Source organism: Pseudomonas sp. RA_5y_Pfl1_P24 (assembly GCF_963970945.1).
Classification (GTDB): Bacteria; Pseudomonadota; Gammaproteobacteria; order Pseudomonadales; family Pseudomonadaceae; genus Aquipseudomonas; species Aquipseudomonas tritici.
On sequence record NZ_CAXAOJ010000009.1, the window covers coordinates 144,296 to 156,852 of the forward strand.

Genomic DNA, 12,557 nt, shown 5'->3' on the forward strand with positions numbered 1-12,557 from the left:
GTCAAGGGCTGCAGATGATCTTCAGATCGCAGCCGATTGTTTCTTTGAGGTAAACCATCGCGGCCGCGATGACCATGTCCTGGTCTTCGCTACGGCTAGCCGCTGATATCCCTGGCTGTGCGATCAACACCTCCGCGACGATGGATTTAAACAGGCTCTGCCTCAGCAACTCGTTAAGCCTAGCCGCATTTCCGTGGAAGAAGCGGGTGGGACGCGCAAACGATCTCAAGCGCTCCTCCCGCCCAAGCAGGTGGCGGCAGAGATCCGCAAATCGCCATTTCCATTTGGCGGAGCGCACTGCTTGGGAGCAGACTTCAACGGCATCTTTGATGCGTTCCCCCGCAGTCGCTGCCCCGGAAAACTTGCAGTGGATCATGGCCAAGCGGATCACGTCGCCGTCCTCCTTCATGCACACAAGATCAGCAGCCTCTCCGGCCGAGTCATCATCGAAGACGACGTCAAAATTTCCGACTATGTAAGCCTGAGCCACCTTCCATTGGATCGAATCTTCACGGGCCGCTCCTTCCTTCCAGTAGCTCTCTTTGGTCAGATTAAAACCAGTCCAATCCCAGGGCTCGAACTGCGCCGCATCAAGGATTAGTTCGCGAGGATTCCGCGGTTCTATAAGTAGATTGCCGTCAAGCTCGCTGAGGTCGATGAAGCGAACCAATGGAGGATAACTGCAAAAATATTCATCAAGCCTGCATGTGCGTTTTCCAATGGTGATGGTCAAAGGATCTCCGCTGCTTTGCTGCACCCTGAAACCGAGTTGAGCGTCGAGACGAAGCTCGAACTCGCCAACCGTGATGTCATCCTCAATGGCCAAGGCAAACTGGAACGATGTGGCAGTGAACGAAGCGAACGCCAGTTCGAACATGTACAGCGGCTGCGGGTCTTCCTGGGCGGTCGGGCTGAGTACAATCCGCTCCTCCGAGAGACCTAGTATCTCGGCGGGCCACTCAATCGACAAGACGAGCTTGTCTGTCGGAAATTCTTCAATTTCAGATGGCACAAGCACGTTCGCGATGATGTTTTCGACGTTGATCGTATCATCCAGAAGCTTGGCGCCGACCCGCTGACACCAAGTCAGTAGTGCGGGAATAGAACCTTGGTCTCGTGACCATACTCGGCCCTTGACAGAGCACCCGACCGAAACGCGTGTGCCCTGCTCCCAGCCGGCCCCACTGACATTGTTCTTGACCGAGTTGTGCCGTTCCGTCAGACCCAATGCCTCGTCTACATCTCCTCCGGTATACATAGCGAAGCTGAGATTGCGACGTCCATACTTTTTAACTCCGATGTTTTGCAGCATCAAACGGTTAATGTGTCCCAGACTACGAAACATCTGTTCGCCGTTGATCAACGCCGCGTTCCCCGTGACGGCTTCAGCAAGCTCTGGGAACAATGAGTCATGATCGGTTGAGGACAGGTACAAAAGGCCCCGCTCCACATCATGGTGTAGGACGAACAATGCCCACTCGCAATCCAGTACGCCTTTGGTATTCGTCCACCGCACACGGGATTCAGCTCTAGTGACGAAATACAGCGTCGGGCTTTCTTCGTTCTGCCATACGGCCTGCAACTTGAGGTTGCCTGGAAGTCCGGTATGAAAACGCTCTCCAGCAAACGCCGATGCTCGGTAAACGGCAGTACTGAACTTCGGCCTGAGCAAATGTGGTGACAGGACTATAGAGTCGGATTGGTCATGATCGTCGAGGCGCCTAGAGGCGCGCAGAAAAGCTACCAGCTCTGCATGGTCACGAGCAGCTGTCGAACTCATTTCGGAAAGAATGAGGTTCCAGTCCGCGTCTTCACTGTACAAACGCTCCAAGGCATCAGAGACACTCTTGTCTCCAATGTTGGCGACCACTGTCGCATCACCGATACTCTCACCAGCTACACGCGTGAAGCGCCCTACAAATTGAAGCAGGATTGCCAAGCTTCGGTGCATGTCATGTACAGCAGCTACCTTCAACTGCGGCAAGTCAAATCCCTCGCCGAGCATGCCGACACAGATGACGATTTTCGCTTCCCGACTCTTCAACGCAGCAAGTCGCACTTGTGCTTCATCAGACTCGGAATGGATCAGTACAGGACTGAGATCGCCGGCAATCGCTTGATAAATTCCTGCGACGATGGTGGCTCGCGCGATACTGGAGCAGCGCGCCATTAACAAATGGTCAAGCCCATCGGCCAGATCGTTTCTAAGTTGTATCACAGCCGCCTCGGCAATGACCTGATCAGCCTCTAGTGGATTGACCTGCACGGGCTCAAAGCGAATTGGCTTGAAGTAACCATCATGCTGCGCAGCCCCCAGCGAGTAATTGAAGATGACCTTACCATCCACGAGCTGTGTGTCGCGCCGAAACGGCGTTGCAGTGAACTGAAGAGTGTGGACGCCTCGAAATGCATCCTTAAGGTGCGTCCAGCTCGTGGCGGGCACATGGTGTGCTTCGTCCAAGATGAGGGCCTTGCATCGACTGGCAAGATCTTCCAGGAGCACAGCGGGCAAACCGGCGCCAATTGAGCCAATGGTCGCGACTACAACGTTGCAGTGCTCGAACATGAGCAAATCAGCTTGAGTCTTGGGCCGTTTTTTCATGATCCCGACAATCGGATTGGGCACATCCGGGGGCAGTACACCGATAGCTCGCAACAAGCCGAAAGTAATAAATTTGTTTGCGGTCTGTGCTCTTAGGGCATCCCAAGGCACAACCACCAAAAAGGGCTCGCGTGCATAGGCCGCCAACGCCGCTAACATCGCTTCTGTCTTGCCAGTACCTGTTGGCATGACGATGGTGGCTGGTATTTGTTCCAGACTCCAGTGAGCCCCAATGGCGTGTAGAGCGCCTAATTGAGGGGGACGCAATCCTCCTGACGAGTCCCTTTCGCCTGGCTCACGCCGTTCAGCTCGAAATCGTAATGCTCCGTTCCAGCGCGCAGCGATTTCACGAGCATGATTCGCCCGCCCCACCTCTGCTCGATGGCTTTTAAACTCGTCAAGCAGCCGATGCCGAGCCCAACTGAATTTGCCATTGTCCTCAAGAAGCACCCCGTCCACTCCCTCTGGAAGCTGCACATCCTTGCGAGAGGTGACAATCACCCGCTCCTCATTATCGAAGCGTCTTAGCGGCTGTTTGATTCGCGCCGACACATTGATTGAAGTTTCGGCGACCAGCGAGACCTGCTGTGCTGGACGGATCTGGTGTTGAACAACACCAACCGAATAACGCTCTTCAAAAACAATTGCAGGCAGTGTGAACATTTACCGTCATCCTTGGCTGGTCGTCACGTGCCCTCGCAAGCAACGGGTCCGTTGATAGCTTGGGCACCAAATTTGAAAGCAAATTGATACTACACCGCTCCGCCGTTGAGTTTCTACGAAGGCAACTTAGAGCCAAGCCGCAACGCGCGATTGCTAAGATGCATTGGAAGCCTCAATCCAAAAATGCCTAGCTGATCGCTACGCTAAATGTTTCCGGGTTGAGCCTCACCAGTTCATCCAGAGCACCATTAGTGTCGAAGCCCGCACGGATGAGCTCCGCGAACTGCTCCATCGCCCAAAGTGAAACATTTCTGCTCAGCGCACCCTGCATGAAGTTGCTAGCTACCCCCTGAACCTCCTCGGTACTCGCTTGCGCGCTTAGCTGAGCAAATTTGGCCAGTGCCTGCTTTCCTCCTGTGAACTCGTCAATTTCAAACAACGTCAGAAACGCCATTCCCACCGAGCCGGCTATGTGATAGCTCCGGACGGTCCCAACATCTGTCTACAAGTCCTGATGCTTTAGAGATAGAAGTGTTTTCCAAATTCGGAAGTACTTTAAAAATCTGGAACGTATGGAAAAGCGCGTTTGGCATTAATGCATGGGTTGGCAATGCAGGAATTCACGTCTGCGAGCCAGATGGCAAGATGACATTGGAATGTAGCGACGGTGTTGGTGAGGTCGACTTCTCCGATTATGTGGTTGTTTTAGGAGAACGATAATGCCGATAGCCGGACCTACGCTCTGATCCCCCGTACCATGCGATCCAACGACTGAGCGCTACACCTGAGGGCGTTCTCCGCCAGAGCCGTTTTCAATGATCCACGCACCTTTGAAACAAAGCGCCGACTTGCCGTTATGCCAAAGCCATAATCTCCTTTTTAGGGAGATCCGCGGACCTAATGTGTATTGCGCAAGAAACTATCGAGCACATTTTTTGTGATCCGCACGGTGTAGATGTCTGCCTGTATGAGCCCATGTACCCATTCGCACGTGGCGGCGGTAAAGACCTCACCTCGACCTTTGTGGAAATGCACCACCATGCCGGCCCCGCGGCTATGCAAATCGATGCTGGCGTCGCTAAGTTCGGGCGCCAGGACTGAAGCACGAAACCGGGCATCGCCATCGCCGAGCATGAATGAATAGACATCTTCGGACCGGCCATGCTCGGCATTGGTCGCCCAGCCCATTGCGAGAATTTGCAATCCGTAGGGCGCCCCGTCTGTGCCAAGCGGTTCTGGGAGGCCGTCGACGAACGTGTATTCGAGGCCATCCACTTCATAGCCAAAGATGTTGGCTTCGTCTCCGAACATGTCCGCGTAGCCGAGGCCCGTCCCCATAAACGCCCAGTGCTTAGGCCTGAATACCGTGTATCCGCGCGGGTTACGCGGAGCCATTCCTCCAAAGCTGGCGTATATCCCGCGCAAAGCGTTCACCCCGAACGTCGTTGCCCCGGGGTGATTCACCCTCGGATCTTCCCAGGCCCCGGTTAGCCGATGTGGCTCGGTAGCGACCACAGGATCGAGCGCACCGGCGTCGTACTTGTAGGCCACCTGTCGCCGGCCTTCATCTTCCAAGCGGATCTGCCACATGAAATTGCCGGCGAAGCGCGCGACCTTGCCGCCCCCCTCGACAAAGGCGTCGACATGGTCGCGCATTTCCCGTGTCCAGTACTCGTCGTGCCCGGCGAAGACGGCGCAGGCGTAACCCTCAAGTGCGTGCCGGTCGTGATGCAAATCGTCCTGGGTCAAGATATGCACCGTATAACCTTGCTGCTCGGCCCAGACCACAAAAGGTCTCTCGTAAGACGCCCACCCCGCCAGCGCGTAGTACTTGGCGTAGCCGTTAAGGCTGGCCCATTCGATGAAGTCATAGCGCGCCGGCCCAGGCTTGCGGGGTCGGGTCGCGTTGACGCAACGTGGCGCACCTTCCGGCAGCCACACCTGCCCTCGCGCCCAGGGGCGCTGCGCCGACAGCAACGGTGAGCGACCACGCGGCGTGCCGGGGTGGATGCCAAAGTAATGATTGGCACCGCCCCAGTCGTTATAAGCGGCCCACGTCGAGGTGGCCGCGACGAGCACCAAGGCATCGGCACGCTTGCGCAGCGACTTGACGATAAACAGATGATGCCCGAGGACGCTGTCGTCGCCGTCCCGCACTTCCACTATGTAGCCACCCTGCTCGGCATCCGCCGGAATTGACCATTGCATGAAGACAGGCCATTGGCAGCCATGCTCATAGGCACCTTCGGGTATGGGGTGAAATCGAGCGTCAAGGCTGTCGGTGGTATGCAGCGTGCGGGCGATGGCGCCATCACGATAGATCCGCAGCCGCACTTGCGGACGGTTCGACGACAGATACAGGCAAACCGAATCACCCGGGCTATAGGCGCGGCGGTCCGAATAGCACCAGGCGGCCGCCGGGCCCGACTCGCAAGGAACTTCGACCCAGGTCTCGCGTGCGGCCTGACGTGGGCCCGAAGTCTGGCTGACGGTCACGTTGGCGCCCGGTCGTTCACCTCGCGCAGCGGTTTTTTTGAAGTCTTTGGAATTCATTGAGTCGTACTCCTTTGATCGGCTGATTCTGCGGCTCGACCAGCCAATGTATTTTCGCTGACTCGAGCGCCAGGCGCCTCGATGTGCGCAAGGTCGATGCCCGCTGTTTCGTCGATAAGAAACCCTGCCAGGACGGTGACGACGCCCAACCCGATCACATAGCTGACGTACAGATAGCCAAGGTCGGCGCCGCTGAGATAGTTGTGTAGATAAGGGGCGGTGCCGCCAAAGATCGCCACTGAAACCGACGAGACCAAACCGACGCCCTGGGCCCGTGCCTGGGTCGGCACCTGCTCGGACAGCACAGCGGGGAAAATCGCAGCGATCAACGACCAGGCGCCTAGCCCCAGCACCTGGGCCAGGAACAGCGTCCAGGGTTCAGTGGTCACCATTATCGAAAGGGGATAGGTCAGCACGATCACGCCCAGGCCCCAGGCAATAACCATGGGCCGGCGCCCTACCCGATCGGACACCATCCCGCAGATCGGCAACCAGCACACACAGAGGAGCTGCGCGAGAAGGCTGGCCACATAGGCACCCGTGGCGTCCATGCCCTGGGCAATCGCCGTCGAAGCGCCAAACGTGACCCACGCGTAGTAAGTGACATTGGCGGCCGCTGCAAGCATGACGATGTTGCGAGCCACGCGTAGCATTTCGCCCTTGGACAGCTTGCGCGGCGGCCGCGCCAGACCCTGCTGCTCTACAAATACATGAGACTCCTGGGCGCCACGGCGCAAAAACAGCGCATAAATACCGAGTACTCCACCGATGGCGAAGCCAATCCTCCAGCCGTAGTCACCCATGGCCTGGGCGCCCAGCAGCCAAGTCAGCACTGCCGCCACGGCCGTTGCCGCCATCACGCCCAGCGTCACCCCCACATACACGGAACTGGACCATAAGCCACGGTGCTTGCTTGGGGCGATCTCGGCGACATAGGTGTAGGACACCCCTGTCTCGCCACCATGGGCGAGCCCTTGCATCAGCCGGAAAAACAGCAGCGCGACCGACGCATACAGGCCAATGCTCTGGTAGTCAGGGATAAGCGCGATGCCCAGACTGCTGATTGCAAGCAGCAGCATGGTGAGCACCATGATGGTCCGGCGACCCAGTCGGTCGCTCAGCCGGCCAAACAACCAGCCGCCGACAGGGCGTGCGACAAAGCCAACCGCAAACACCGCAAGGGTCGCGAGCATCGCCGAGCGCGCATCGGTCTTGTCGAACAAGTTGCTTGCCAGGTACACCGAAAAGGTGGCGTACAGGGTCCAGTCGAACCATTCGAGCGCATTGCCTATACCGGCTGCGCGCAACGATTTGAGGCGTCCTTGGTGAGACGTCGTATTGTTCATGGGGTATCTCCTGGTGACGAACGGGATCGAAGCGGTTTGGCAAACCGGATCAAAGGTGCAACGCGGGCTTGGGCTGGCGTACGCCCTGGGCAGAAGGGACGCGGACACGCAGCGCAATCAGCAACGCCGCCAGCAGCATCAGCACGGCCGCCGCTACGAATACGCCTGCGCTGCCACCGAAGCTGAACACTGCACCGCCAGCGGCGGCGCCCGTGGCGATGGCCGACTGCACAGAGGCCACTACCATCCCTCCGGCACTTTCCGCCTGGTCAGGTACCGCGCTGGCGACCCAGTTCGACCACGCCACCGGCACACCACCAAAGGCCAAGCCCCAGACCGCCAGCAGTAGCGCCTGCCCCGGCACCGAGGCCGGCAACAGCAACAACGCCAGGGCTGCAACGCCGACCAGCGCCGGCATCAACACCAGCGTGGCCAGCGGGTGACGCTCCAGCAGCCTGCCGGCCAACAGCGTGCCGGCGAAGTTCGCCACGCCAAAACCCAGCAACATCAACGACAGCCCCTGCGGGCCGATGCCAGTCGTCCCTTCAAGGAATGGCCGAACATAAGTGAACATCGCAAAGTGGCCGCTGTGCACCAGCACACAACCGAACATCCCCATGGCGATGCCCGGGCGCTGCAACACCTCGAGCACAGTGCGCAGACGTGCCGGCCGGCGCGGCTCCAGGCGCGGCAGCGTGAACGACTGGAAAGCCAGGGTCACCATGCCTACCGCCGCCGCGGCAAAGAACGCGCTGCGCCAGCCGTACAGCCCGCCCAGATAGCTGCCCAGCGGTACTGCAACGACCGTCCCGACGGCAATGCCACTGAAAATGATCGACAGCGCCCGGGGCAACAACGCACTCGGCACCAAGCGCATCGCCACCGCCGCCGCCATGCTCCAGAACCCGCCAAGGGCAATGCCCAGCAAGATGCGCATCACCAACAGCACCGCGAAGCTGGAGGAAACGGCGACCAACAGATTGGAGGCGACCATCAACGTGGAAAACCCCAGCAACACCCAGCGTCGGTCGAAGCCGCGGGTCAGGCCTGGCACCAGCAAGCCAGCGAACAGCGCCACCACGGCGGTCACCGTCACCGCCTGGCCTGCCAGCGCTTCGGACACGCCCAGGTCGGCAGACATCAGCGTCAACAAACTGGCCGGAAGGTACTCAGCGGTCAGTAATCCGAATACGCCCATTGCCAACGAAAATACTGCCATCCACGCGGGCGTCGCAGGCTCTACGTCCGCACCGACGCCGGAATGGCGGTCGGATAAGGTGTTACATACACAGTCAGTCATTGCACGGATCTCCCAATCTTCATGGCGAGCCGAAGTCTAGGCGCGGGAAGCTGGATGATCTATGATCGAAAATCTCTTTTTTTTGACTAAAAAACCTGAATAATGCCAGCAGATCAATTTGCTCTTTCCTCGGACCTCATCAACGAGCTGTTGCGCGGCATGCGGCTGCGTGGCGTCGAATACCGGCGTATCCAGGCAGGTCCAACCTTTGGTTTGGGCTTCGCGGAAAAACCTGGGCACGCCTGGTTCCACTTCATTGCCGTCGGCAACGCAGTGCTGCGAATGGAGGACGGCAGCACCTACGCGCTGTCTGCCGGCAACGCCGTGTTCATTTCCCACGGCGCGGCCCACCAACTGTTTTCCGATCCGAACGCGCCTGTTCAAGACATCGACCGCCTGGACGGCGCGCCCTTAGGTGACACCGTCAGCGCGGTGGATACCGGAACCGATGCCAGCCCCACGCCGAGTATTATTTTGTTCAGTGGTTGCATGGAGTTCGAACTAGGCAGTATCCATGGCCTTGGCCGGCTGATGCCAGGACTGATGCTGATTGATGCCGGCGGCCAGCGTTACCCCGGACTGGTGCCGATCCTGACCACCATGGAACGCGAGGTCGGCGCCGCGCGTATCGGCTTCGCCGGTATCCTGGCGCGGTTGGCCGACGTGGTGGCCGCCATGGTCGTTCGCGGGTGGGTGGAGTGCGCCTGCGGGAATGCCTCTGGCCTGGTCGCCGCCTTGCGCGATCCGCGCTTGGCCGGTGCACTGCTGGCGCTCCATCAACAACCGGGCCGCGACTGGACCGTTGCGCAATTGGCAGAGCGCTGCAATACCTCACGCTCGGTCTTCGCGGACCGCTTCCAAGTGACGATTGGCATGGGCCCGCTGCGTTATGTCACCGAACTGCGAATGCGGCTTGCAAGCCAGTGGCTGACCCTCGAAAGGCTACCGATTGAAGAAGTGGCGCGGCGTTTGGGCTATACATCCCAGGCCGCTTTCAGTCGTGCATTCAAGCGCATTACGGGCAAAACACCAGGATTAAGTCGTAAAGTGAGGCAACCCGCTGGTATTTGAAACCGAGCGCAAGGAGTCGATGATCCATACCTCTGGATCATTTGCCGCCCGTTACATCCAGGAATGTACCGGTAACGAACGATGCCTCCGCGCTCGCCAACCATAGAATCGCGCGTGCAACCTCCTCAGGCTGTCCGCCTCGCCCCATAGGAATCGAGTCCTTGACACGATCGACCCGCCCCGGCTCACCGCCACTGGCATGCATTTCGGTATAGATATGTCCGGGGCGAATGCAGTTAACGCGTATGCCTTCCCGTGCGACCTCCTTTGCGAAGCCAATGGTGAAAGTCTCCAAGGCTCCCTTTGACGCCGCGTAATCGACATACTCATTGGGGCTGCCAAGGCGCGCCGACGCCGAAGACACATTGATCACCACGCCGCCCGGGCCGTTGTGACGGTAAGACATCCGCTTTACCGCCTGCTGGGCGCAGAGTATTGGTCCAATGGAATTGGCCGCGAAAATGCGCTGCATCCGCTCGAAGCCGAGATCCTCCAAGCGGGATTGAGGGGCCAGCACTCCGGCGTTATTGACCAATACGTCGATGCGTCCGAACGAGTGATCGATAGCCGCGAACAAATCAGCCACTTGTTGGGGATCCGCACTGTCAGCCCGCATCGCCAACGCTCTGCGCCCCAACGCTTCCACATCCGCAGCCACGGCAAGCGCTGCGGCGTCGTTGGCAACGTAGCTGATCGCGACGTCATAACCTCTTGCGGCGGCCAGTCGGGCCGTTGCTGCCCCCACTCCACGACTTCCACCCGTGATTAGAATCAGCGGTGCCTGCGAAACGTTAACCATTGAAAATAGCTCCTGAGCCGTTGGCTGTATCAGCCGATGATGAGGGTACCGCTGGCGATCACAACGCACGCCAGTATCCGGCGAGCGGTGAGCGTCTCACCGAGGAACACATAGCCGATCAACGCTGCAAACAGCACGCTGGTTTCGCGCAATGCTGATACCGCGCCCAAGGGTGCTTCGTTCATGGCGTAAATGACCATTCCATAGGCGAGCAATGAGACCAGCCCGCCGACCACAGCGGTCATTGTTCCGGGCCGGACGGAAAATAAGCTGCGGGCGTCACGTATACCGATGTATACCAGCGGCATCAACACACCCCACAGGGCGCACATCCACACGGTGTAGGCAAGCGGCGCGCTGGAGAGCCTGGCGCCGATGCCGTCAACCACGCTATAGGCCGCGATAAAGCAGCCGGTTCCCAGCGCATAGGGCAGGCTGGGAACCGACAGACTGCGCCCTCTGAAGGCCAACGACATAATCCCGACTGACACCAGCGTAATACCGAGTAACTCGCCATGCGTTATGCTTTCTCCAGCAAAAACGGCTGCACCCAAGGTGATCAGCACCGGCGACGAACCACGTGAAATCGGATAGATCTGCCCCAGGTCGCCGACTCGGTAACTGCGAACCAGAAACAGGTTGTAGCCCACGTGCAGTAACCCCGAAAGCACCGCGTAGCCCCAGCTTTCAATCGCGGGGGGCACCATGAACGCTGCGGCAACGACACTGGTGATGGCGATGGCAATGCACATCACCGTCATGGACCACAGCCGATCAGCGCCGCTACGCAGCAGCGCGTTCCAGCTGGCGTGCAGGAGCGCGGCAAAAAGCACAAGGAAGATGAGATGAATAGGCATGCGCCACTTTAGGCAATCCGGCGCCGGGACTAAAGCAAAGTCTCTTCATCGCAGCATGAGAGAATGCTCATGTCTCTCTGTTATATCTGTCGTACTTTCAGCGCCTCATTGACCAACCATTGGCGAAAGCTGGCAATGTGCGGCCGCGATTCAATACCCTTGGGGCACACGAAGTAGTAAGCAAGCGGTGATGGAAGCGGCACGTCAAACAGCCGAACCAAACGGCCATCGCTGATTTCGTTCTCGACATGCCCGCTGCGCACCAATGCAACGCCTTGGCCGAGCAAGGCCGCCTCCACCGTCATGTTGGTATCGCCAAATCTGACGCTTTCGTGAAACGGCACATAGGCTAGCCCGACGGCTTGAAACCAAACCTCCCACTTTGGTACCAACTCGGCACCGTCCCGAGTCAGCAGCGGGAAGTGCAACAACTCTGCGGGGCTCTGCGGTGTCCCAACGCGCCGCAGCAGTTCGGGGCTGGCCACAGGAAATACCTGTTCTCCAAAAAGGAACTCCGAATGCAGCCCTGGGTAACTTCCCTTGCCGAGCCTGATCGCAACGTCAGGCTGGCGGTTAGAGAAGTGGATGATTTTGTCGGTGGTGTCCAACGAGACCAGCAGCTCGGGGTGCTGACGAGAGAGACGCGGCAAGCGTGGCAGCAGCCATTTGAGAGCGAACGAATAGGTGGTGCTGACGCTGAGTCGAACCCTGCCTTTTTGCTCGCGCAGATCGCCCAGAGTCGCCTCAAGGCTGATGAAAAATTCCCGTACGATGGGTGCCAGCGTGGCCCCCGCTGCCGTGAGTCGTAACGCCTTGCCACGCTCAAACAACTGCACTCCCCAAAGCGCCTCCAGATGCTTGAGCTGGTGACTGACCGCGCTTTGTGTAACATGTAGCTCCTGTGCGGCTGCAGTAAATGTAGGGTGGCGGGTAGCAACTTCAAATGCGCGCAGGGTCGCGGTGGGGGGCAGGTCTCTCATAGGGGCGGTATCCAGCGAGTTCTCGAAAAAGTGAGAGCATGAACGTTAATTCATGCAACAGCCAAATTCACTGTAAACGTCGCATCCCTAATGGGGCAGTGGCTCAGTTGAAACTGAATGCTCCGCAATCAAGTGTCTGCTTTTGGCCTAGGCTGTGTAAAAACACTTTCGAGCAGATACAGCAATCAAAATCGGCGCGAAAACCATGTTCCTACGCAAAATCCAGGTCTGCTGACCAACCGAACGTCTGCAGATTTAACCTAGAAGCGAGGCCTTCAAAAACGGCGCCTGCGTTTTACACAGCCTCGGCCGATAGCTGCCCGCCACGATTAGCAGCAGATGACCAGAAGAATTCACCAGCAGTCAGCATCACGCTTCAACCGGCG

9 protein-coding genes are annotated in these 12,557 nt (G+C 58.4%); 1 reads left to right on the forward strand and 8 read right to left on the reverse strand.

The features are described 5' to 3' along the window. Position 1: 1 nt before the first annotated feature. From AACY30_RS17165 to AACY30_RS17185, 5 genes are all read right to left on the reverse strand, one after another. Positions 2-3,265, reverse strand: coding sequence for a DEAD/DEAH box helicase (locus AACY30_RS17165; protein WP_339540793.1), 3,264 nt, complete (start codon positions 3,263-3,265; stop codon positions 2-4). Between the two features lie 187 nt (positions 3,266-3,452). Further along, a complete protein-coding gene (locus tag AACY30_RS17170) occupies positions 3,453-3,719 on the reverse strand; it encodes a hypothetical protein (protein WP_339540794.1) in 267 nt (88 codons plus the stop codon). 443 nt (positions 3,720-4,162) lie between these two features. Beyond that, entirely contained in the window at positions 4,163-5,818 is a 1,656-nt protein-coding gene (locus AACY30_RS17175; RefSeq protein ID WP_339540795.1) for a N,N-dimethylformamidase beta subunit family domain-containing protein, read from the reverse strand. Beyond that, complete coding sequence (locus tag AACY30_RS17180) at positions 5,815-7,164, reverse strand: MFS transporter (RefSeq protein WP_339540796.1); 1,350 nt, start codon at positions 7,162-7,164, stop codon at positions 5,815-5,817. The genes AACY30_RS17175 and AACY30_RS17180 overlap by 4 nt, the downstream gene beginning before the upstream one ends. Before the next feature lie 49 nt (positions 7,165-7,213). Further along, positions 7,214-8,464: an MFS transporter gene (locus AACY30_RS17185; protein WP_339540797.1), complete on the reverse strand. Its 1,251-nt coding sequence runs from the start codon at positions 8,462-8,464 to the stop codon at positions 7,214-7,216. Between the two features lie 102 nt (positions 8,465-8,566). Between AACY30_RS17185 and AACY30_RS17190 the strand changes: the two genes are divergently transcribed. Next, a complete protein-coding gene (locus AACY30_RS17190; protein WP_339540798.1) occupies positions 8,567-9,535 on the forward strand; it encodes an AraC family transcriptional regulator in 969 nt (322 codons plus the stop codon). 37 nt (positions 9,536-9,572) lie between these two features. Here AACY30_RS17190 and AACY30_RS17195 read toward each other — a convergent pair whose 3' ends face one another. The 3 genes from AACY30_RS17195 to gcvA all read right to left on the reverse strand — a co-directional run bounded on the left by AACY30_RS17195 (position 9,573) and on the right by gcvA (position 12,171). Continuing rightward, positions 9,573-10,334 (reverse strand): SDR family oxidoreductase, encoded by a 762-nt coding sequence (locus AACY30_RS17195; protein WP_339540799.1) that lies wholly within the window; start codon positions 10,332-10,334, stop codon positions 9,573-9,575. A gap of 29 nt (positions 10,335-10,363) precedes the next feature. Further along, positions 10,364-11,191, reverse strand: a complete 828-nt coding sequence (locus tag AACY30_RS17200) for a DMT family transporter (protein WP_339540800.1) — start codon at positions 11,189-11,191, stop codon at positions 10,364-10,366. Positions 11,192-11,271: 80 nt separating this feature from the next. Further along, positions 11,272-12,171 (reverse strand): transcriptional regulator GcvA, encoded by a 900-nt coding sequence (gene gcvA / locus AACY30_RS17205; RefSeq protein WP_339540801.1) that lies wholly within the window; start codon positions 12,169-12,171, stop codon positions 11,272-11,274. Positions 12,172-12,557 lie beyond the last annotated feature (386 nt).

Excerpts from the sequence above, each read along its gene's own strand:
- AACY30_RS17195 (WP_339540799.1), bottom strand. The coding sequence starts at position 10,334 with ATGGTTAACGTTTCGCAGGCACCGCTGATTCTAATCACGGGTGGAAGT.
- AACY30_RS17175 (WP_339540795.1), bottom strand. The coding sequence starts at position 5,818 with ATGAATTCCAAAGACTTCAAAAAAACCGCTGCGCGAGGTGAACGACCG.
- AACY30_RS17200 (WP_339540800.1), bottom strand. The coding sequence starts at position 11,191 with ATGCCTATTCATCTCATCTTCCTTGTGCTTTTTGCCGCGCTCCTGCAC.
- AACY30_RS17185 (WP_339540797.1), bottom strand. The coding sequence starts at position 8,464 with ATGACTGACTGTGTATGTAACACCTTATCCGACCGCCATTCCGGCGTC.
- AACY30_RS17165 (WP_339540793.1), bottom strand. The coding sequence starts at position 3,265 with ATGTTCACACTGCCTGCAATTGTTTTTGAAGAGCGTTATTCGGTTGGT.
- AACY30_RS17180 (WP_339540796.1), bottom strand. The coding sequence starts at position 7,164 with ATGAACAATACGACGTCTCACCAAGGACGCCTCAAATCGTTGCGCGCA.
- AACY30_RS17170 (WP_339540794.1), bottom strand. The coding sequence starts at position 3,719 with ATGGCGTTTCTGACGTTGTTTGAAATTGACGAGTTCACAGGAGGAAAG.
- gcvA (WP_339540801.1), bottom strand. The coding sequence starts at position 12,171 with ATGAGAGACCTGCCCCCCACCGCGACCCTGCGCGCATTTGAAGTTGCT.
- AACY30_RS17190 (WP_339540798.1), top strand. The coding sequence starts at position 8,567 with ATGCCAGCAGATCAATTTGCTCTTTCCTCGGACCTCATCAACGAGCTG.